Origin of the sequence: Moraxella oblonga NBRC 102422, from assembly GCF_001598275.1 — a bacterium.
In the GTDB taxonomy this organism is placed as follows: domain Bacteria; phylum Pseudomonadota; class Gammaproteobacteria; order Pseudomonadales; family Moraxellaceae; genus Moraxella; species Moraxella oblonga.
Genome location: NZ_BCYQ01000013.1, coordinates 1 through 21,925, shown reverse-complemented (window position 1 = coordinate 21,925; position 21,925 = coordinate 1). Strand labels below are relative to the sequence as shown.

Below are 21,925 nucleotides of genomic sequence, written 5' to 3'. Positions count from 1 at the left end.
CGAAACTAAAAATGCTTATCTTACCCAAAACTTACCAAAAAATAAACCGTTAAAATAAAAACAAGTGAAATTTTGTGGTAAATTTGCTATCATTAACCTAAATTTTATATCAAAGGTAATATCATGTTAGACCCCAAATTACTTCGTGGCGATTTGACCACCCTAAAAGAAAAACTTGCCACTCGTGGCTATGAGCTTGACATTGCTTTTTGGCAAGACTTAGAAACACAAAGAAAATCCCTGCAAGTAGAAACCGAAAACCTACAAGCCCAAAAAAACGAAGGGGCAAAACAGATTGGTCTGTTAAAGAAAAACGGTCAAAACACCGATGAGCTAATGGCAACAATGAGTGCCGTCAGCGAACAGATGAAAATTTGTGAAGATAAATTAAAAGAATTATTAGCAAAAATTGAAAGCGAGAGCCTAAAAATCCCCAATCTGCCCGATGAGTCTGTGCCTGTGGGAGCGGATGAGAACGACAATGTAGAGGTGTTAAAATGGGGCGTGCCACGAGTGTTTGACTTTGCCATCAAAGACCACACCGATTTGGGTGAGGGCTTGGGGCTGCTTGATTTTGAGCTGGCAACCAAATTGACAGGGTCACGATTTAGCGTCCTTCGTGGACAGCTTGCCAAGCTAAACCGTGCCTTAGTGCAGTTTATGCTAGATACCCACACCAAGGCTGGCTACACCGAAATGTATGTGCCGTACATTGTCAATAGTCAAAGCTTGCAAGGTACAGGGCAATTGCCTAAATTTGAAGAGGATTTGTTTCGCTTGCGTGAAAAGGATTATTATTTGATTTCAACTTCTGAAATTCCCTTAACAAATACCGTCAGAGATGTGATTTTAAGTGGTGATGAGTTGCCTATTAAACTTACCGCCCACACCCCTTGTTTTAGAAGTGAGGCGGGGTCGGCAGGACGAGACACAAGGGGCTTGATTCGCCAGCACCAGTTTGAAAAGGTGGAAATGGTGCAAATTGTCAAACCCGAAACTTCTATGGACGCACTAGAAGAGATGACTTTGCAGGCACAGAGTATTTTGCAAGCGTTGGAGCTACCTTATCGTGTCATTACCTTGTGTACGGGCGATATGGGCTTTTCTGCGACAAAGACCTATGACATTGAAGTGTGGCTACCGTCTCAAAATACCTATCGTGAGATTTCTAGCTGTTCCAACTGTGGCGACTTTCAGGCACGGCGTATGCAGGCTCGTATCAAAGATGGCAAAAAAAGTGAGCTTGTGCATACCTTAAACGGCTCTGGACTTGCGGTGGGTCGCACCTTGCTTGCCATTATGGAAAATTACCAAAATGCTGATGGCACCATTACTGTACCAAAAGTGTTGGTTGGTTATATGGGTGGTTTGGAAGTGATTGGGTAAATCAATCAAATGTGTGCCAATAATTATACATATCTTGTACCGTTGGCACTCTTTTGTTTGTTTGAATTTTATTTGGTTGTGTGATTGTGGCACAACCAAATTAAAAAGCAATGCAAAAGTTTAACAATCGCCCTTGCCTTTTATTTTTTAGGGTTTTTCTTTATGGTTTGACAAACTCACCACAAACAAAAAACCTGTGTTTATTTTAAATAGAATTTACTAATATGCACAAATTCTATTTTTGAAATGTATTTAAGTTTGCACCATTTTACAAAAGTAAAACCCGACAAAAGTCAGGTTTTATGTAATTTATGATTCGTTTGCTACTTGACTTAATTCTAGCAAATGAATAAATCTCCCCTCAACATCAATGACGGTAATTTGCCAGTCATTGATGATGACCATTTCACCTTCCAAATGACTAACCGCTCCAAGTGCTTGCATGACCAAACCGCCCATCGTATCTACATCGGTGTCATCAAAGGTTGTGCCTAATTCATTATTGCAATCATAGATGGGTGTGGAGGCTTGCACCAACCAAACATTATTTTTTTCAGCGTGGGGAATGATGTTGTTGATTGTGCTATCTTCGTCTATGTCATCGTGTTCGTCCACAATGTCACCAACAATTTCTTCTAACAAATCTTCCATGGTAACCACACCTACCACCGAGCCAAACTCATCAACAACTATCGCCATATGAACCTGAGCCTTTTGTAGGGAACGGAGTAGGGTGTCAGCACGAGCGGTCTCGGCGATGTACAGGGGTTTTCTGACAAGTTTGTCCAGTGATAATGGTATGTCTGGCGTGTCTAAACGTTGGTGTAATATGCCAATCAAATCTTTTACAAGTAAAATGCCAAGCACTGTATCGTCATCATGCGTATCAAAGACAGGGTAGCGAGAATGCTCACTATCAAGCACAAGTTTTAATATGTCCGATAAATCATCATCACTACCAATGGCTTTTACTTGGGGGCGTGGTGTCATGATTTCACGCACCTGTGTGGCAGGCAAATCCAGTACGCCTTCTAGCATATCCACCATATCAGAATCCAAAAAACGTCTGGATTCTTGGATAAGGTTTAACAAATCATCACGAGTTTCTGGGGCGGTGGAGAGCCAACGCTTTAAACCACGTCGCCAACTACTACTATCGTCTGACATTGGTGTTATTTTTAACCTCTATGAAAAATAAGTGTTTACTTTATCGTATTTTTGCCAAATATGCAATTATTTTTTGTCATTTTATAAAGTACTTGATTTTTAAAATAAAAACATTGATAATAAAAGTTCAAATTTCATTTTTAAGGAAAAAAATGCGTCCCAAATACCACCCCATTCGCCAAAAGCAGGCACAAAGCTATCTATTGGCAATTACATTGCCCATTATCTATATCATACCAACACTTATCTTAATCTTTTTGCCAAAAGATATTCCTTATTGGCAAAATTTTGTGCTGGCGATGAGTATTAGCTTTGTTTTTTATTTTTTGGTGCGATGGTATTTTAAAGAAAAAATAGATAATATTACTTTAATTATTGATGATAAAGGTATTAGAACAAATAGCAAATTTTTAAACAAATTACCAAATTCCACACCAATTTTATTAAAAGACATTGATAAAATAGACTATACTGAAAATTTAGTTCAAGAAATGATGGGAAAATTGTTATCAAAAAGCGACCCTTATTTAAAAGAGTTTAACAAAACCCTAATTGTTCACGCCAGTAAAAAACAACACCGAATTAAAATCAGCCAAAAATTTATGATTGCCCAAAATATGTGGGAAATTGATAATTTTGATGAACTATTGGCACTCTTTGCTAAATATGGACATACACCCACCATCATTGATAATCAAGCCTATATCAAAGACAATGCACCCCAATTACAAGACCTTGGCAAACGCTCAGGGCATTTGGCATATTTATCTTTTTTCTTATTTATAGTAATGGGGGTACTTTTTTATGTTGATAAATTTATTACCCTAGATTTTAATAATATGTCGTCCATTTTTATGGGTGTGGCGGTATTGGTTGGTGTGTTTGGTCTTTATTATGTTTATAATGAAAATAAAGAACTACAAGGGGCTATTTCTTTGATTTTATTTGTACCAATGGCAACAGGATTTTTATTTAGTTTGTTATTGTTTATTTCGCCAATGCTTGCCCAATCACACTCTGTGCAATTTAAATTACAAGGCGGTAAATGGCAAAATGAATTTAACCAAAAACCCCTTAAAATAGAATGCCAAGAAAATAAAACCAATATCAATTCAGATGGCAAAGTTTCTATTATCCAAAGTTTGGGTATGATAAGAATTTCCTTTGATGAAATTAATAAACTTTGTCATAATGGCAAATTTACCAAAGGCGATTAGATTTTTACCCATTTAATTATCCGCTCTTCTATTTCTTCATCATCAAATAAAGTTTCAGAATAACACCGCCCTGCCACGCCAATTTGCTTTAAACCTTTGGCGTGTATCTTTTCGCCTGCGATTAAATAATGCCATTTGGGTAAGGGCAAATTTAAATACCGCCGTTTATAGGCACAATGGGACGGTAGCCACATCAAACCTTCTAGCATTTGATAAGTCAAAGAAATGCAATCAGGCACAAAAGTTTTGCGGTTGGTGTAATCAGCACATCGCCCTGTGGTGCAATCAAGAAGTTTGCACGCCACATCGGTGTATTCGGTGTATTTTGGGTTGTCATCGTCCAAAAATTTCACCAAACAACACACCCCACAACCATCGCATAGGGCTTCCCACTCATCATCGGTGAGTGTGGTGAGGGGCAGTTGCCAAAATTGGGGGCGTAAGTGAGACATGGTTTTTTCCAAAAATACTTATTGTAACAAATTTGGTGATTTTTGGTGAAAAATTTTGTTATAATCTGAATTATTTATGGGGAAAACTATGATTTATGACATTATTGGCGATATACATGGATATGCTGATAAACTGGTGGGACTGTTAACTCAATTGGGTTATCATCATGACGGCAAAAGTTATGTTGCCCCAAAGGGTCATCAAGCGATTTTTATGGGGGATTTTATTGACAGAGGTCATCAACAATTAGCCACCTTACAGATTGTCTTTGATATGATTGATAATCATCAAGCATTGGCAGTAATGGGTAATCATGAATATAATGCCATTTGTTATGCCACACAAAATGATAATGGTGAGTATTTACGTCCCCATACTAACAATAACAAACATCAACATCAAGCATTTATTGATGAAGTGGGATTCGGGAGTGAGCTACATCATTATTGGATAGAGCGATTTTATGAATTGCCATTATGGATTGAATTGGATAATCTCATTTGTGTTCATGCTTGTTATGACAAATACAGCATGGATAAATTAAAACTTATGTTGATTGATAATAAACTAAACCCCAACACCATCAAAATTACAGCTAAAAAAGATACGGACGAATATTATGCCACCGAACATCTTTTAAAAGGCATAGAAAGCCCATTACCCAATGGCATTACCATGACTGACAAAACAGGCATTGTGCGAACACAAGCTCGTATAAAATGGTGGATAGAGGATTGGCAATGCCAATCCATTGATAAAGTTCTCATCGCTGACAAATTACCAAATGTTGGCTTGCAAGATTTAAATGCGTCATTATTGACATTTACAATAGATGTGGATAAACCCATTTTTATTGGGCATTATTGGTTGCATGGCGTGCCTGTGATATTATCGGATAAGGTGGTTTGTGTGGATTATTCAGCAGGTAAAGGTGGCTATTTAACTGCTTATCGGTTTGATACTGATAATCCTAAATTGAACGATGATAATTTTGTACAGTTTATTAGCTCAAATTAGAAAAATATTTGCTATAATATCTTCGTTTATAATTTTAGGAAAATCTTATGTCAAACATTATCCCACCACCGATTAGCTCGCCAGACGGCACGCCCAAAGTTGGCATTATTATGGGTTCTCAATCTGATTGGGAAACGATGAGCCAAACCGCCCAAGTTTTAGCCGATTTTGGCATTCCCTTTGAGTGTGAAGTTGTCTCGGCTCATCGCACGCCTGATAAGCTCTTTGACTATGCCAAGTCCGCCAAATCTCGTGGGCTATCGGTCATCATCGCAGGAGCAGGCGGAGCAGCTCATCTGCCTGGTATGTGTGCCAGCCAGACCGATTTGCCTGTGCTGGGCGTGCCTGTCAAATCCAGCACGCTGTCAGGCTGGGATAGCTTACTGTCCATCGTGCAAATGCCCAAAGGCGTGGCGGTCGGCACACTTGCCATCGGTACGGCAGGGGCGTTTAATGCAGGGCTTTTGGCAACCCAAATCCTTGCCATTAATGATGAAACACTAGCCCAAAAGGTTGGTGAATTTCGTGCCAAGCAAACCCAAAGCGTGCTTGATAATCCCATACCCGGAATCATCAACTCATAAACCACCTTTGTGTCTGCACTTATGGGGTAAATACAATTTGCCCCACCGCCTTTTAATATAAAACACCCAAAAGCCAATTTTGAGAAATTTTATGCCAAACGCCCCCATTTCCATCAATAATTTTTATACCGTCAATCATTGCCCCCACCCTGTTAAGACCGTTGGTATCTTAGGCGGTGGGCAGTTAGGGCTAATGCTTGCCCAAAGCGTACTACCCTTTGGCATTCGCTGTGTGTTTTTAGAAGATGCTCCTGATTGTCCTGCTCGGCTTTTGGGCAAAGTGTACAGCTCTGAGCAGTTTGATGATTTTATGCGTGCTTGCGATGTCTATACCCTAGAATTTGAAAATACGCCCCTATCGTCCGCCCAAATGCTAGAACAACAATCCACCCTATATCCACCATCGCACGCCTTATTTATCGCCCAAGACCGCCTAAATGAAAAACGGCTATTTAATGAGCTTGGTATCACCACCGTGCCATTTTTGGCGGTACATTCATTTGCTGACCTAAAAACCGCTTGCGACAACTTAGGCTTACCCCTTGTCTTAAAAACCAGTCGGGGCGGATATGATGGCAAAGGGCAGTTTGTGATTAAAAGTGAAAGCGACATTGACACCGCTTGGCGTGAACTTGGCAAGGCGTGCAAGGTTGCTCCTTTGATTGCCGAAGGGTTTATTAAGTTTAGCCGTGAGGTGTCCATCATTGCCGTGCGTTCACAGCAGGGCGAAATTCGCTATTATCCACTCGTTGAAAACACCCACCACAACGGCATTTTGGCAAAGACAGTTGCCCCTGCTCCCAATGTGGAGACCTTGACCACCCAAGCCCAAGAGAATGTTAAAAAACTTTTGGAGCATTTAAATTATGTCGGTGTTTTAACCTTAGAACTTTTTGTAACCGACACAGGACTGATTGCCAATGAAATCGCCCCACGAGTACATAACTCTGGGCATTTTAGCATTGAGGGGTCGGTATGTAGCCAGTTTGAAAACCATATGCGTGCGGTGGTGGGTTTGCCACTTGGCGACACTTCTATGGTTAAGCCGTCTGTGATGCTTAATATTATTGGCAATTACCCTAACCTTAGCCAGATTTTAGCCATAGAGGGCGTGCATTATCACGGCTATGATAAGTCCGAGCGAGAGGGTCGCAAAATTGGGCATATCACCATTATGCCCACCGATAGCGACAAACTAAACGAGACGGTGGATAAGGTGGTGGGGCTTTTGGTAAATAAACTTGGAATGTGATTTGAATTAAATAAGGATTGTCAAAATGCGTTTTCTTTTAATAATGGGATTTTTAATAAATGGCATGGTGTTTTCTACCACTTGGGCAAATGAAGTTAATAGGCTTGATTTTATTTATTTTAAGCCAATTAACCAAGCCCAAAGAACCGATTTTGACAATCCTGTTAATGTCATCAAATATCACGGTATTTATGACACGACTTATACGCCAATTTATACAGGATTATTTAAACCATATGAGCCATCTGATGAATGGGTGCTGACTTTGGCGGACAATCACGAAAGTCTAACAATCAGATATGGCGATAATACGGCAGGTAAATTTGCTAATGCCAACATTACGCCCTTAGAAAATGGCGATTATATTGTCAGTTATGAAAAAGTGCCTTTAAAACCCAATCAAAGTCCGTTAATTATCAAGCATTATATTAAGACATTTGATATTTCTGGCGAGTTTTTGCGGACAGAAGTCAATGACAAGCCTGCAACCTTATTCACTTCTTTTACCAATTATCACGCTTTGCCAAAAATATTGCATTTCCCCAAAGGGTCAAAATGCTATCAATGGCGATTTCACGAAAGTACACCAGAGTTTTATGAATTTTTTCGCAGGGTATCATTTGAGTTGTTTAATTTAGACAATAATATGCTAGAATATTTGAGCGATAGAACTCCAAGCGAATATTTGGGCGAAAATAATCAAGTAGCAATTTATTCATTGGAAGATAAAACAGCGATGCTTACTGATTATGAATTGACTTTTTATTTTGACACCATTCATCAAAATAAATACTATTCTGATGGCATTAAATTCACTCCCAAAAATGCAATGCCGATTGATGGAAAATCCTGCACCTATTTAAATCCCATTGCATCTGATTACATTGAAAGTTTATTAAAAACTCATCAAGATGAGATTATTAAAAAAGACTAATTGCTTTATTTTAAAAAAGAATTTTTTTTAAAAGTTTAAAAATACGAGACAATAATGTTTACCAACATTGACCGCCTAAAATCTGCCCTTGATAGCCATCGCCCCCTACCGCCTGATTTGGTTAAAAATCTGGCACAGGATTTGAGCATTCGCTGGACTTATCATAGTAATGCCATCGAGGGCAACACCTTAACCTTGCTTGAAACCAAAGTGGTCTTGGAGGGCATTACGGTGGGTGGTAAATCCTTGCGTGAGCATTTTGAGGCAATCAACCACAAAGAGGCGATTGAGTATGTTTATGAACTCTGTCAAACCAATGAGCCACTAAGCCTATGGCACATCAAAAATTTACACCAGCTTGTACTAAAAAACATTGATGACGACAACGCAGGACGGTATCGGCGTAGCAATGTCATCATCACAGGGGCAACCCACACACCGCCCTCTCATTTTTTGCTTGATGAAAAAATGAATGCACTAATGGCGTGGTATCAAAGCGATACAGACTTACACCCCATAGAAAAGGCGTGCCAGCTCCATTGTGATTTTGTCATCATTCACCCATTTATTGATGGCAATGGTCGCACCTCACGCCTGCTACTTAACCTTGAACTTATCAAACACGGCTATCCGCCTTGTGTCATTACAGTGGACAAAAGGCTTGCCTACTATGAGGCAATTAACGATTGGGCAACGATGGGCAATCGCCAAAAGTTTTTTGATTTGATATACGAGTGTATGCTTGAAAGTTTTAAGGTTTACCAAACATTGGGGATAATGTGAAACTCTACGCCGATGCAGACGCCCTACCCACCATCGCCAAAGAGCTTATCATCAAAACCGCCAACCGCACACAGGTGCAGGCGATTTTTGTGGCAAATAAACCCATCAAATTACCGCCATCGCCCCACTTACAAATGAAAGTGGTGGCACAAGGCTTTGATATGGCGGATAATTTTATTGTAGCAAATTGTCAAATGGGCGATTTGGTGATTACGTCAGATATACCGCTTGCAGATGAAGTGCTAGAAAAAGGCGCAAAAGTTCTAACCCCTCGTGGCGAAGAGCTTACCCCCAATAACATCAAACCCAAGCTCAACGCCCGTGATTTTATGGAAAGTTTGCGTGGTACAGGCGTGCTAGACCCCAGCCAGATGGGCGGACAAAAACCCTATGGCGACAAGGATAAAATGGCGTTTGCCAATGGGCTAAATCGGCTTGTTAAACCCACTTGCCCACAACCTAAAATAATAACAGATAAAGAAATTAAATAAAGGTTACCAATAATGACCAATACACTTTCTAAAAACTTTAAAAAATCAGGAATGGTTTTTGTTTTTGGGATTTTGCTATTTAATGTCATTATAAGGCTTATATTTTTGTCATTTACTATCTTGGTATGCCTTATCCTAATATGCCCATATTTTATAAGGGCATTCAAGCAATTTATGTGCATTTTGGGTTATTATTGATTGATTTGATGATGATTGCCATTGGTTATTATATCTTTCAAAGCACTCGTCAAGAAAAACCAATTAACCATGATTTTTGGATAAAGATTTTTTGGGCGATATTTTGGGTGTTGATGATTGTCTTTTTATTTTATGGGTTTAATTTTTTGACTTTGCATTGGGTATTTATATCAAACATTGCGTCCACCATTCACTCTTTAAAACCTAAGCAAAATCAACCAATGGCATAAGGTGCGTATCATGCACTCATTTAACACTGACTTCTAAAAATGATACGCCATACACACCTTGCAGATGATGGAATGTTTCGAATTTAATTAACTGCATACTGACAAACCTAAACCACCCAATCCCCTCTGCTCCACAATTGACACAACCGAGCAACATTTTTAGCAAAAACCCACTGAAATTTACAAGCGTTTTTTGTGATTTTGAGGCATAATAGACACATCATTTACTGCCAATTTTATGCCCATACCTCTATGATTGAAAACTGGAATAAAGAACTTGTCATTCAACGCCTGCTTGCCATCACACTCTTGGCGATTTTGCTGATTTTGTGTTTTAAGGTGGTGCAATTTTTTATCGTTCCTGCTTTGTGGGCAGGGATTTTGGCGTATGTTACTTTTCCTATCTACACCTTTTTTCACACCAAAGTGCGTCTAAGTCATGGGTTTAGTGCCTTTTTGATGACGTTTGGTATTTCGTTGATGATTGGTGTGCCACTTATTGTGGGGGTGTTTTATCTCCAACAAGAAGTGGTGAGTTTTGTGGGTATGGCGATTCGCAATATTCAGGCAGGTTATTTGGATTTGCCCACACAGATCAAGGATTTGCCTGTTGTTGGTCAAATCATTACCAATCTGTTGGGTGAAATCAACAAAAATCCCGAAGCTACCCTAGAAACCGTACGTGGTTGGGTGCAGTCGCATTTATATTATGGCAAAGTGGCGTTTGATGCGGTTTTAAAAAACCTTGCCAAACTGGGCATGGCACTGATGACTTTGTTTTTCTTTTATCGTGATGGGCAAGTTTTAATAAAACAAATCCGTCAAGCCATGCGCAATATCATCGGCGACCGCATTGATGGTTATATTGATTCGGTAGGTGCGACCACACAAGCGGTAGTATATGGTATTGGCTTAACTGCACTTGCCCAAGCGATTTTGGCAGGGGTGGGCTATGCTTTTGCAGGCGTACCAAATCCCATCTTGCTCACACTTTTGACTTTCGTTATTGCTCTCATTCCTTTTGGCACGCCCTTTGCGTGGGGTGGCGTGGCGGTTTGGCTATTGACACAGGGTCATACTGCAGAAGGTATAGGACTTGCAGTGTGGGGAACACTTGTGATTAGTTGGGTGGATAATTTAATCCGCCCCATTGTCATTAGTGGTGCAACCAAAATCCCCTTTATCATTATTTTTATTGGTGTGCTTGGTGGGCTAACAGCATTTGGCTTTGTGGGATTATTTATTGGACCTGTGGTACTGGCAATTGGTCTTGCGGTATGGCGTGAATGGATTAGTCAGCACAAAAACGAAATTTTTGCTCCAAAAAATGAAAGTGATTGTGCAGATGAAAGACTAATTTTAGATACGACAAAGTCAAACAATCAACAATAAGGATATGTTATGATAACCATACTTGCCGATGAAAATATTGCTCATTTGCATGAGTATTTTGATAACCATCATGTTCGTATGATTCAATTAAAAGGACGTGATATTAATCAATCCTTTATTGATAAATATAACCCAGATGTTTTGTTGATTCGTTCAGTAACGCCCATTAATGCCAATGTAATCTCCAATATAAAAAATGTTAAATTTATCGGCTCGGCAACCATTGGTACAGATCATGTAGATACTGATTTTTTGAAAAAACATCATGTGCATTTTACCAATGCCAAAGGGTGTAGCAAACATTCAGTTGCTCAATATGTCATCACCGCCATTCTAACCAAAAATCCCCATTTTATTAATAAAAAAATTACCCTAGGCATTATTGGGCTTGGCAATATTGGTAAGACCCTGACCCAATATGCTAAGGATTTAAATTGGGAGATTTTAGGCTACGACCCTTATTTACCAAAATCTGATTTAAATAACAGCGATTTGGAAAATTTATTACAAAAAAGTGATGTTGTTTCCATTCATACGCCATTAACCAAAACTGGCGATTATCCCACCCATCAATTATTTAATAAAAACACGCTTAGCCATTTAAAAAATAACGCCATACTTATCAATACCGCTCGTGGTGAAATTATTAATCAAGAAGATTTATTAACCGCCATTGACAATAAAAACTTACAAGTGATATTAGATGTTTTTCCATTTGAGCCAACCATTGACAAAGTCTTGTTAGATAAATTACAAATTGCCACACCTCACATCGCAGGTTATACCACCGATGGCAAACTTCGTGGGACAGACATGATTTATCAAGCGTTCTGTCATTTTTTTGATTTACCAATATTGAAAAATATGAATGATTTATTGCCCATCAATGATTTTTATTGGCAAAATTTAAAGGATAATTTATTGGATAATAATCATCATATTTTAAAATCATATTATGATATTATCAAAGACGACATTTCTTTACGGCAAATATGTTGTGATGTGGTGCTAGGCAGTGATTTTGATAAACTTAGAAAAAATTATGAATTAAAAAGAGAGTGGTTATATGGTTGATATAAAAAATAATTACCGTCCTAGCATGAGTGTTGATTTGGCAATTGCCAAAGCAGAGATGTTGTTAGATATTCGTCAATTTTTTGCCAAAAAAGGTGTTTTAGAGATTACCACACCGATTTTGTCAAATTATGGCAATACGGAGGTATTTATTGATAGTGTGTCTGTCAATTTTCATCATGATAATCAAGGTAAATTGGGTTATTTACATACCTCCCCAGAATTTGCCATGAAACGAGTGCTTGCTGATTATCAAATCCCCATTTATCAGATTTGCCAAGTCTTTCGTGATAATGAAAAAGGTCATAAACACAATATTGAATTTACCATGTTAGAATGGTATCGTCCCAATTTTAATTTAAATGAGTTGGCAAATGAACTCAATGAATTGATTGGGGTGACACTAAATAAACATCTGCCCTTTAAAACCTATCGTTATGCCCAAGCCTTTTTGGACTTTTTATCCATTCACCCATTTTCTACCGATATTCATACCTTACAACATACTGCAATCACGCATGGCATAAGTTTGGATATGGGTGATGATAAACAGGGCTGGCTCGATTTATTATTTAGCCATTTGATTGAGCCAAATTTAGGGTTTGATTTGCCCACGTTGATTACTGATTATCCGCCTGCCACCGCCTCACTTGCCAAAATAGAAAAAGATAATGACGGCTTTGATGTTGCCAAACGCTTTGAATTATATATCAATGGCATAGAAATCGCCAATGCTTATGATGAGCTGGCAAATGGTGATGAATTATTAAAAAGATTTCAACATGATAATAAAACTCGTCAAAATTTGGGATTGCCAATGATGCCAATTGACATGGATTTAATTCATGCTTGTGATGATTTGCCAAATTGTAGCGGTATTGCATTGGGTATTGATAGATTATTTATGGTGCGTGAAGGTTTGACAGACATCAGCGAAGCACTCATGTTTATGACTGACAGGGCGTGAGTACGTGAGTACTAGATGGGAAATTTGCCTGTAACCTTAATAGTCTGTACAGGCACTTCGGTCTTAATATTACTTACCCCTTCAATATTGGTGAGATATTGCACCTGAAATCTACGATAATCCGCCAAATCTTTGACCACCACTTTTAGCACAAAATCACAATCACCCACCATCAAATAGCATTCTTGCACTTCATCTAAATCTTTGATACTTCTAGCAAAATGATTGACCACATCTTCGGTTTGCGATTTTAGCCAGACACGCACAAATAAGGTTAAATTTAAGCCTAATTTAACAGGATTGAGCCGTGCCGAATAACCTGTAATAAAACCTTGTTCCTCTAAGATTTTGACACGGCGAAGGCAAGGCGATGGCGATAGCCTCACCAAATCAGCAAGCTCGTTATTGCTAATACTGCTATCGTTTTGCAAAACATCTAAAATGCGTTTATCTATTTTATCCAAATCGCTAAATTCAAGAATTGACATTTTTTACCATAAATTTCAAAAATTTTGCTAAATTATAGCAAAAAATATTTAAAAATAGCATAACTTCACAAAAAAATAGCGTTCATTTTGGCATAAAATAATCCACATCAAACCACAGGAAAAACGCCAATGACTGCCAGTATTTCCCCACAAATCATCAATTATGACGAACACCAAAACATTAAATCTGTGCAAAAACAGGAGTTTTTGCGTGGCTTAAAAGATGCCATTCCCATTATGCTTGGCTTTATTCCCTTTGCTTTGGTGCTGGGTGCATCTGCGGTGGGAGCAGGGTTTAAGTGGTATGAGCTGTCTTTTTTGACCACCACCAATTTGGCGGGTGGGTCTGAATTTACAGTGGTAAGCCTGTGGAACAATCCTTTGAATATTCCTTTGATTGTGGCGATGGCAACTTTGGTAAACAGTCGTCATATCATTATGGGGGCGACTTTTTCGCTGTTATTAAAAGGAATACCCAAGAAAAAAGCCTTAGCCTTGTTGTTTGTGATGATTGATGAAAGTTGGGCATTGGCAATTGCAGATGCCCAAAAAAGTGGCAAAAGTGCCTTAAATGTGCCGTATTATTTGGGTGTGGCATTTTTACTTTGCTTAACTTGGATTGTGTTTACCAGTGCAGGGGCGTATTTTGCCCCCTTGATTGGCGATTTAAAGCAGTATGGCATGGATATGGCGTTTACTGCCGTTTTTTTGGTGCTACTTAAAGGAATGTGGCGTGGCATTCGCCCTGCTGTGCCGTGGCTTGTGAGCCTAATTTCGGCTGGGGTGTGCTATCATTTGTTTGCTGGGGCGTGGCATGTGGCAGTGGGGGCTGTGATGGGTGTCATCACCGCATTTGTGATGGCAGATAATGGAGAAAACTGATGGAATTTTCTGTATTTATTACCATTGTTGCCCTTGCGGTGTGTACCTATTTGACCAGAATTGTCGGTTATTTGGCATTTGCCGACCGTAAACTGTCGCCCAAAACAATGCAGGTAATGCAAGCAGTACCCGGCTGTGTGCTGATTTCGGTCATCGCCCCTGTCATACTCTCTGGCAATGTCGCCAATATGGTGGCGGTGGGGGTAACTTGCCTTGCAATGCTAAGATTTTCACTCCTGCCTACGGTGCTCATCGCAATTATCACAACTGGAGTGCTTCGGCAGTTGGGGTATTGAGGTCAAATGGTGGAGTACACGTCGCTAAATTTTTCTAAGCCACCTATGCGGTGTAAGAGGGTAGTAATTTGGCAAAAGTGGTATTATTCAATTTCTAAGCCACCTATGCGGTGTAAGAGATTGTCAATCTGCCAAATCACTTGTTTGGCAATTTCTAAGCCACCTATGCGGTGTAAGAGTTTTCTTGTCGGCAAGGATTTTTCTTGGAGCTTTTCTAAGCCACCTATGCGGTGTAAGAGTGTGCTAAACCCCGAGCGAATGAGCGTATCACTTTCTAAGCCACCTATACGGTGTAAGAGTTGTTGTTTTGGCGGTGTTTTAGCACATTGCAGGCTGTATCATTAAGATATTTGTACATGGTGTGTCTTGATTTGCTCAGTGTTATCAAATTCTAGGCTTGCGGTGAGTAATTTTTCGTACTCTTGGGGGCTTAGGTAGTTTGGGATTGTGTCGGCTTCCACATATTTGACATTGGCAAAAGGGTTATTTAACGTAATCTCAAAATCTTTTGAGACTAGGTTTATGGCAGAGCGACAAAAGCCAATCTCTTTATTGACTGTGGCATTAGATACCTGTTTTTGGCGTTCTAATGCCCATTTTTTAACATCAGCACGTTTTAGCGTAGATAGGGGATAATCATCAAATGGGGCAAACAGAGCCAGTCTGTAAGTGTATTTGTACTTAGTCAGATGATAGGTCTGATAGTATTTGATGATGTCTGATAGTTTTTCAAAGTTCATTTTTTACCTTGTTAGCGGTGCGACATTACACCGCCAAACAAGGTAAATTATGCAAATGCAAAATTTGGATTGATTTTTAAGGCGTGTAAAATCTTATGAACCGTCGCCCATGTAGGTTGTGTTTGTCCTTTAACTGTTTTATAAAGACTTTCACGGTTTAAGCCTGTAAGACGTGCAACTTCTGCCACGCCCTTTTTTTCCATCAAATGAGATAATGCATTGATAAAAATTTGGGGGTTTTCATCATTGTAGCAGTCGTTTAAAAATTCTATAATTTCATCTTGGCTATCAAGATAATCAAAGGGGTTGTATTTGGTTGTTTTCATTGTCTAAATCCCATTCTTTGTTGAGTTCTTTGGCTTTGGCAATATCCACTTGTTGAGTAGATTTATCACCGGCATTTAAAACGATAATTAGCGTATCGCCCTTTTGAATGCAGTAAATGCGAATGCCTACATTAACATGAATGCGAAGCTCAAAAATGCCATCGCCAATATTTTTAACATCACCAAAATGACCTACTTCAAGGCGTGCTAGGCGTTTAATAACTGCTTTTTTGGCAATGGGGTTTTTGAGATTTTTAAGCCATGTATCAAATTCATCAGTTTTTTCAAGGCTAAACATGGTTATTGCATTCAATTAAAGTTATGGGATATTGTAGCTTATAAGCTACATTTTGTCAAGAATTATCATCATTTGTCAGCTCGTCTATTTGTTGTGGTGTTTGTTCAAATTGCACTTGATTTGGCTGTGGTTTTGGGTTTTGTGTGTATGTAAAATCATTGCCTTGTATGTTATTTCGTCTTTTTGGTGTTTTTCCATATTCTGATAAAAAGTTAAGGCATTTTTCTAAGCCACCTATGCGGTGTAAGAGATCAGATAGACGAATTAGAAAAACTTGGGGGCTTTCTAAGCCACCTATGCGGTGTAAGAGGATGTGCGAGTACTAAGCAGATATGAAGCGATTTTCTAAGCCACCTATGCGGTGTAAGAGGGCTATAATTGGAGCGGAAAAATGGTCTACAATTTCTAAGCCACCTATGCGGTGTAAGAGTAGGCGACAAATTTGACGTTTTTTGTAAAAATTTTCTAAGCCACCTATGCGGTGTAAGAGCACGAGGATTATTAAAAAACCAACGCAGATATTTTCTAAGCCACCTATGCGGTGTAAGAGGGAATAAAATAAATTGTATGTTTAAGCTCAAATTTCTAAGCCACCTATGCGGTGTAAGAGTTTGGAGCGTTGTCGGTGAAGTTTCTCATTATTTTCTAAGCCACCTGTGCAGTGTAAGAGTTTTGGCATTACACATAATGCTGTGTCGCAGTTTTCTAAGCCACCTGTGCGGTGTAAGAGATACGCCCATGCGATAATATTTCTCATCGCATGTTTCTAAGCCACCTGTGCGGTGTAAGAGTTTTAAACTCTAACGTTGTAAGAAGTGTACACTTTCTAAGCCACCTGTGCGGTGTAAGAGGTGGAAAAATGTCAAGCTCATGGGTGGGCATGTTTCTAAGCCACCTGTGCGGTGTAAGAGGCTAACTTTTGCAGGTTGCCTTCTCTGGGCTTTTTCTAAGCCACCTGTGCGGTGTAAGAGAACAATGAAAATGAGGATGTGCGTGCGTATATTTTCTAAGCCACCTGTGCGGTGTAAGAGGGTGTTCCTTGTTGGGCTTATGAACAAGGATTTTTCTAAGCCACCTGTGCGGTGTAAGAGTTGATTATGGCAAAAAAACTGGTGGTAGAGTTTTTCTAAGCCACCTGTGCGGTGTAAGAGCCATGCAAATTGAAAATCTCTCAATCTATCGGTTTCTAAGCCACCTATGCGGTGTAAGAGCATCAACAGATTTGTAAAGCGGAAATATGTCATTTCTAAGCCACCTGTGCGGTGTAAGAGTTTTTGATAAATAATTCTTGTACGTTTATGTCTTTCTAAGCCACCTATGCGGTGTAAGAGCAAGCCGAAAAAACAGAACTCATCACCTTTACTTTCTAAGCCACCTATGCGGTGTAAGAGCACTTTGCTCCTTGTGTGTGGTGGGGTTGTATTTTCTAAGCCACCTATGCGGTGTAAGAGCAAACACCAATGAAACAATCAGCCGAACAAATTTTCTAAGCCACCTATGCGGTGTAAGAGTCGTTGGCAATTTTGGTGGCGGACTTGCAGGGTTTCTAAGCCACCTATGCGGTGCAAGAGGTGTTAGAAGTATGGAAGAACACCGCCACGCATTTCTAAGCCACCTATGCGGTGCAAGAGAAGTGGAAATGTCGCAGGGATTTGATGACTTTTTTCTAAGCCACCTATGCGGTGCAAGAGTTGCGGTAATTATTGCCGCTATTGCTACTGTATTTCTAAGCCACCTATGCGGTGCAAGAGTTAAGGCAATCGTTGAAGCCGTTGATGTGTCATTTCTAAGCCACCTATGCGGTGCAAGAGATCAAGATTTGGTGGCGTTGGGGATAGGTTGTTTTCTAAGCCACCTATGCGGTGCAAGAGCGAGCATATCAACCCAAGATTGGCTTTGTAGTGTTTCTAAGCCACCTATGCGGTGTAAGAGTTTGGAGCGTTGTCGGTGAAGTTTCTCATTATTTTCTAAGCCACCTGTGCAGTGTAAGAGGGGGGGCAGGTGTACGAAAGTTATACCGTTGATTTCTAAGCCACCTATGCGGTGTAAGAGTCAAAGGTGTTGAATTTAAGGCTGACCTCAATTTTCTAAGCCACCTATGCGGTGTAAGAGGTCCTTGATGGCTAATTGGTTGGCGGGTAGTTTTTCTAAGCCACCTATGCGGTGTAAGAGTTTTAGCTGATGAAGTCTTTGCAGTCGTTTTTTTTCTAAGCCACCTATGCGGTGTAAGAGTTGACGATGATGTACAGGTCATCAACACCAGTTTTCTAAGCCACCTATGCGGTGTAAGAGTAGCTTTCCTGCGGGCACACGGCAAGGATAACTTTCTAAGCCACCTATGCGGTGTAAGAGAAATCATGAGGGTTATTATCACCACCCCATTTTTTCTAAGCCACCTATGCGGTGTAAGAGTAGCCGATATGCTGATTATGGGTGCTATGAGTTTTTCTAAGCCACCTATGCGGTGTAAGAGCAAGATGATACGCTGATTTTTGAACCTGCTATTTTCTAAGCCACCTATGCGGTGTAAGAGAATCAATTAAAATCTGCTGAACCCTGCCGAGTTTTTCTAAGCCACCTATGCGGTGTAAGAGTAAGTTAAGTTGCCCCCAATGTTCACGCATTGTTTCTAAGCCACCTATGCGGTGTAAGAGGCTTAAACGAGAGCCAAATTGCTGAAAAGTCATTTCTAAGCCACCTATGCGGTGTAAGAGAATCAACGAATTGGGTGGCATTTGGGTAGGTGTTTCTAAGCCACCTATGCGGTGTAAGAGTTATTGACTTTGAAAATGGCAAATTGCTATTTTTTCTAAGCCACCTATGCGGTGTAAGAGCTTTTTTTCAACATGTCAAAAACAAAAGCATTTTTCTAAGCCACCTATGCGGTGTAAGAGGTAATCGCTTAAAACGACCCAAACGCTTAGCATTTCTAAGCCACCTATGCGGTGTAAGAGTTTGCGGGCATTGTTCCGCTCACACGGTGGATTTTCTAAGCCACCTATGCGGTGTAAGAGGTCAGCGGTGTACTCGTCCCATGTGATGACATTTTCTAAGCCACCTATGCGGTGTAAGAGTGGGGGATAAAGGCACTGATGTGCTGTACTGTGTTTCTAAGCCACCTATGCGGTGTAAGAGTATAATCAACCCCCACTCACTCATGCTTTTGTTTTCTAAGCCACCTGTGCGGTGTAAGAGGTGAATTGTTTAAGCAACGAGTTAATTTTGATTTTCTAAGCCACCTGTGCGGTGTAAGAGGGTTGTTGACAATCTTGTGTAGCGTTGTGTTTTTTCTAAGCCACCTGTGCGGTGTAAGAGGTCATGGAGTGGCTACTCCGTGAAATTGAAAATTTCTAAGCCACCTGTGCGGTGTAAGAGTCAGACGCACCGAGCCAATGCTACAAGTTCGTTTTCTAAGCCACCTGTGCGGTGTAAGAGTTTGTGATTGTCGCAATCATCATTTTGTACATTTTCTAAGCCACCTGTGCGGTGTAAGAGGAATGCGTGGGCGTAACAGGCTCATCTTTGATTTTCTAAGCCACCTGTGCGGTGTAAGAGTGCGAGACGGTGTGTTTTTGCGTTGGCTTGGCATTTCTAAGCCACCTGTGCGGTGTAAGAGGGTTTTTTGAACTAGACTTTCATCAGCAAGACTTTCTAAGCCACCTGTGCGGTGTAAGAGTGTTCAAAGGCTGTTTTAATCGCCTCAATCGTTTTCTAAGCCACCTGTGCGGTGTAAGAGTGGCTAGGGCGTTGGCGGACGGCTTGGGTGTTTTTCTAAGCCACCTGTGCGGTGTAAGAGTCTGTCATGGAGCAATCACCACGACTGGCTAGTTTCTAAGCCACCTGTGCGGTGTAAGAGATGTAGGGGGCATTTGATTGATATTTTTGCGTTTTCTAAGCCACCTGTGCGGTGTAAGAGGTGAGGGCAAATTAACCAGTGAAGTTGTCATTTTTCTAAGCCACCTGTGCGGTGTAAGAGCCAAAGCTAAACTTTATCGCCTGTATGACGGCGTTTCTAAGCCACCTGTGCGGTGTAAGAGTTTAATCCCGCTATTTGATTGCCCCTTGATGGTTTCTAAGCCACCTGTGCGGTGTAAGAGTTTTCAAAAAAAGATAAAAGGTAGGTTTTTGTTTTCTAAGCCACCTGTGCGGTGTAAGAGCATTGAATTATCATCAAAAATATCTTTAAGCATTTCTAAGCCACCTGTGCGGTGTAAGAGGCAGGGCAATCGCTTTCGTGTTCGCACCCTACTTTCTAAGCCACCTGTGCGGTGTAAGAGCGGTGGTTCAGACCCCGAAAAAGTAACACATTTTTCTAAGCCACCTGTGCGGTGTAAGAGTGTGTTGTTTGGTCGGAAATGTTTGTTACTGTTTTCTAAGCCACCTGTGCGGTGTAAGAGCTATTATTGGGGCGGTCGGTCGCTTAGTCGTCTTTCTAAGCCACCTGTGCGGTGTAAGAGTATGGTCTCTTGACCGCCATTTTCATTTTACATTTCTAAGCCACCTATGCGGTGTAAGAGTATATAACCTTTATTCAAACTTCAAAAATGGCTTTCTAAGCCACCTATGCGGTGTAAGAGAAAATATGCTACACTTAGTTACAGGCGTGCCGTTTCTAAGCCACCTATGCGGTGTAAGAGGTCTTAGCCATTTGTGCCGCATTCGTGGTTCTTTTCTAAGCCACCTATGCGGTGTAAGAGAACGCTAAAATCTTTTGTTGTCCGTCTGTGATTTTCTAAGCCACCTATGCGGTGTAAGAGAAAATATGCTACACTTAGTTACAGGCGTGCCGTTTCTAAGCCACCTATGCGGTGTAAGAGCGTGAAGTATTGCAAGCGGGACAAACGGTGGTTTTCTAAGCCACCTATGCGGTGTAAGAGATGCATTGACACTTTCAGCAAAAGACGCATCAATTTCTAAGCCACCTATGCGGTGTAAGAGACAACTACTGGTACATCGTCTTTGTCTTTATTTTTCTAAGCCACCTATGCGGTGTAAGAGATTTTAAAAAAATGGGGCTTGAAAAGTTAAAATTTCTAAGCCACCTATGCGGTGTAAGAGAGTAGTTGTTATTGTTGATGGCGTTGGTTGTGTTTCTAAGCCACCTATGCGGTGTAAGAGTAACAAACTTGTTACTTGGACGACGTTATTAATTTCTAAGCCACCTATGCGGTGTAAGAGACGTTGCTTTATGCGTAGTTTTTCTTGTTATTTTTCTAAGCCACCTATGCGGTGTAAGAGCCACCAAGCACTACCCTACCCCACAATCACAGTTTCTAAGCCACCTATGCGGTGTAAGAGAAAATCTAAGGGTGCAATTTCACTTATCATATTTTTCTAAGCCACCTATGCGGTGTAAGAGTTTTATTTTCAGTTGCTTTTTGTACTCAAAATTTTCTAAGCCACCTATGCGGTGTAAGAGTGGGCTTGGCTGTGGTTGCGTAGCAGGATTTGTTTCTAAGCCACCTATGCGGTGTAAGAGGACTCTTAAAACTATGATTATTACGAGATTTTTTTCTAAGCCACCTATGCGGTGTAAGAGCGCCACAGCAAGCAATAGAAACAGTTCAGGGCTTTCTAAGCCACCTATGCGGTGTAAGAGAGCTAGACATCGTCAATGGCATTTATCGGGTTTTTCTAAGCCACCTATGCGGTGTAAGAGGTCATGCGATAATTGAGCAAACACTCATAAACTTTCTAAGCCACCTATGCGGTGTAAGAGTATGAACAAATCACATTTAAATTGTAGTGAA

20 protein-coding genes and 2 CRISPR repeat arrays are annotated in these 21,925 nt (G+C 40.3%); of the genes, 14 read left to right on the top strand and 6 right to left on the bottom strand.

Annotation, left to right across the window (positions count from 1 at the left end):
* The first annotated feature begins 123 nt into the window (after nucleotides 1-123).
* A complete protein-coding gene (gene serS, locus MOB01S_RS04995) occupies nucleotides 124-1,386 on the top strand; it encodes a serine--tRNA ligase (RefSeq protein ID WP_066802296.1) in 1,263 nt (420 codons plus the stop codon).
* 309 nt (nucleotides 1,387-1,695) lie between these two features.
* Here the strand turns inward: serS and MOB01S_RS04990 are convergent, their stop codons facing one another.
* A complete protein-coding gene (locus MOB01S_RS04990; RefSeq protein WP_066802295.1) occupies nucleotides 1,696-2,553 on the bottom strand; it encodes a CBS domain-containing protein in 858 nt (285 codons plus the stop codon).
* Nucleotides 2,554-2,705: 152 nt separating this feature from the next.
* Between MOB01S_RS04990 and MOB01S_RS04985 the strand changes: the two genes are divergently transcribed.
* Nucleotides 2,706-3,770: a YdbT family protein gene (locus MOB01S_RS04985; RefSeq protein ID WP_066802294.1), complete on the top strand. Its 1,065-nt coding sequence runs from the start codon at nucleotides 2,706-2,708 to the stop codon at nucleotides 3,768-3,770.
* Here MOB01S_RS04985 and MOB01S_RS04980 read toward each other — a convergent pair.
* Entirely contained in the window at nucleotides 3,767-4,222 is a 456-nt protein-coding gene (locus MOB01S_RS04980) for a YkgJ family cysteine cluster protein (protein ID WP_066802292.1), read from the bottom strand. The two genes, MOB01S_RS04985 and MOB01S_RS04980, sit on opposite strands and share 4 nt — an antisense overlap.
* Nucleotides 4,223-4,310: 88 nt before the next feature.
* Here MOB01S_RS04980 and MOB01S_RS04975 point away from each other — a divergent pair, with 88 nt between their 5' ends.
* The 10 genes from MOB01S_RS04975 (at nucleotide 4,311) to epmA (ending at nucleotide 13,145) form a co-directional block, all read left to right on the top strand.
* Nucleotides 4,311-5,240 (top strand): metallophosphoesterase, encoded by a 930-nt coding sequence (locus MOB01S_RS04975; protein WP_066802290.1) that lies wholly within the window; start codon nucleotides 4,311-4,313, stop codon nucleotides 5,238-5,240.
* 47 nt (nucleotides 5,241-5,287) lie between these two features.
* The gene (gene purE / locus MOB01S_RS04970) at nucleotides 5,288-5,824 is read left to right on the top strand and encodes a 5-(carboxyamino)imidazole ribonucleotide mutase (RefSeq protein ID WP_066802288.1); all 537 of its coding nucleotides are present in this window, start codon (nucleotides 5,288-5,290) and stop codon (nucleotides 5,822-5,824) included.
* A gap of 91 nt (nucleotides 5,825-5,915) precedes the next feature.
* Nucleotides 5,916-7,076, top strand: a complete 1,161-nt coding sequence (locus tag MOB01S_RS04965) for a 5-(carboxyamino)imidazole ribonucleotide synthase (RefSeq protein ID WP_066802286.1) — start codon at nucleotides 5,916-5,918, stop codon at nucleotides 7,074-7,076.
* A 25-nt stretch (nucleotides 7,077-7,101) separates the two neighbouring features.
* Entirely contained in the window at nucleotides 7,102-8,010 is a 909-nt protein-coding gene (locus MOB01S_RS04960; RefSeq protein ID WP_066802285.1) for a hypothetical protein, read from the top strand.
* 54 nt (nucleotides 8,011-8,064) lie between these two features.
* Nucleotides 8,065-8,793 (top strand): Fic family protein, encoded by a 729-nt coding sequence (locus tag MOB01S_RS04955; protein ID WP_066802284.1) that lies wholly within the window; start codon nucleotides 8,065-8,067, stop codon nucleotides 8,791-8,793.
* Nucleotides 8,790-9,284 carry a YaiI/YqxD family protein gene (locus MOB01S_RS04950; RefSeq protein WP_066802283.1) on the top strand — a complete coding sequence of 165 codons (495 nt, stop codon included), beginning with the start codon at nucleotides 8,790-8,792 and terminating at the stop codon, nucleotides 9,282-9,284. The genes MOB01S_RS04955 and MOB01S_RS04950 overlap by 4 nt, the downstream gene beginning before the upstream one ends.
* A 140-nt stretch (nucleotides 9,285-9,424) precedes the next feature.
* Nucleotides 9,425-9,712 (top strand): hypothetical protein, encoded by a 288-nt coding sequence (locus MOB01S_RS04945; RefSeq protein ID WP_157073901.1) that lies wholly within the window; start codon nucleotides 9,425-9,427, stop codon nucleotides 9,710-9,712.
* Between the two features lie 252 nt (nucleotides 9,713-9,964).
* On the top strand, nucleotides 9,965-11,104 hold the full coding sequence (locus MOB01S_RS04940; protein WP_066802280.1) for an AI-2E family transporter: 1,140 nt from the start codon (nucleotides 9,965-9,967) through the stop codon (nucleotides 11,102-11,104).
* Nucleotides 11,105-11,113: 9 nt separating this feature from the next.
* Complete coding sequence (locus MOB01S_RS04935; protein ID WP_066802278.1) at nucleotides 11,114-12,178, top strand: 4-phosphoerythronate dehydrogenase; 1,065 nt, start codon at nucleotides 11,114-11,116, stop codon at nucleotides 12,176-12,178.
* Complete coding sequence (epmA, locus tag MOB01S_RS04930; RefSeq protein WP_066802276.1) at nucleotides 12,171-13,145, top strand: EF-P lysine aminoacylase EpmA; 975 nt, start codon at nucleotides 12,171-12,173, stop codon at nucleotides 13,143-13,145. The genes MOB01S_RS04935 and epmA overlap by 8 nt, the downstream gene beginning before the upstream one ends.
* Nucleotides 13,146-13,156: 11 nt before the next feature.
* Here epmA and MOB01S_RS04925 read toward each other — a convergent pair whose 3' ends face one another.
* Nucleotides 13,157-13,609: an Lrp/AsnC family transcriptional regulator gene (locus MOB01S_RS04925; RefSeq protein ID WP_245640000.1), complete on the bottom strand. Its 453-nt coding sequence runs from the start codon at nucleotides 13,607-13,609 to the stop codon at nucleotides 13,157-13,159.
* A gap of 153 nt (nucleotides 13,610-13,762) precedes the next feature.
* On the opposite strand from MOB01S_RS04925, the gene MOB01S_RS04920 reads away from it, so the two are divergent.
* Together MOB01S_RS04920 and MOB01S_RS04915 are read left to right on the top strand one after the other, a co-directional pair.
* Nucleotides 13,763-14,515: an AzlC family ABC transporter permease gene (locus MOB01S_RS04920; RefSeq protein ID WP_066802272.1), complete on the top strand. Its 753-nt coding sequence runs from the start codon at nucleotides 13,763-13,765 to the stop codon at nucleotides 14,513-14,515.
* Nucleotides 14,515-14,811 (top strand): AzlD family protein, encoded by a 297-nt coding sequence (locus MOB01S_RS04915; RefSeq protein WP_066802270.1) that lies wholly within the window; start codon nucleotides 14,515-14,517, stop codon nucleotides 14,809-14,811. Before MOB01S_RS04920 ends, MOB01S_RS04915 begins: the two co-directional genes overlap by 1 nt.
* A gap of 31 nt (nucleotides 14,812-14,842) precedes the next feature.
* Nucleotides 14,843-15,110: direct repeats of the CRISPR family, unit length 28 nt; unit sequence TTTCTAAGCCACCTATGCGGTGTAAGAG.
* Nucleotides 15,111-15,152: 42 nt separating this feature from the next.
* On the opposite strand, the gene MOB01S_RS04910 is transcribed toward MOB01S_RS04915, so the two are convergent.
* The 3 genes from MOB01S_RS04910 to MOB01S_RS04900 are packed head-to-tail and all read right to left on the bottom strand — an operon-like array spanning nucleotide 15,153 to nucleotide 16,175.
* A complete protein-coding gene (locus MOB01S_RS04910) occupies nucleotides 15,153-15,551 on the bottom strand; it encodes a site-specific integrase (RefSeq protein WP_066802268.1) in 399 nt (132 codons plus the stop codon).
* 47 nt (nucleotides 15,552-15,598) lie between these two features.
* Nucleotides 15,599-15,877: an addiction module antidote protein gene (locus MOB01S_RS04905; RefSeq protein ID WP_066802266.1), complete on the bottom strand. Its 279-nt coding sequence runs from the start codon at nucleotides 15,875-15,877 to the stop codon at nucleotides 15,599-15,601.
* Nucleotides 15,849-16,175 (bottom strand): type II toxin-antitoxin system RelE/ParE family toxin, encoded by a 327-nt coding sequence (locus MOB01S_RS04900; RefSeq protein WP_066802264.1) that lies wholly within the window; start codon nucleotides 16,173-16,175, stop codon nucleotides 15,849-15,851. The genes MOB01S_RS04905 and MOB01S_RS04900 overlap by 29 nt, the downstream gene beginning before the upstream one ends.
* Before the next feature lie 221 nt (nucleotides 16,176-16,396).
* Nucleotides 16,397-21,894: a CRISPR direct-repeat array (repeat unit 28 nt; unit sequence TTTCTAAGCCACCTATGCGGTGTAAGAG).
* Nucleotides 21,895-21,925 lie beyond the last annotated feature (31 nt).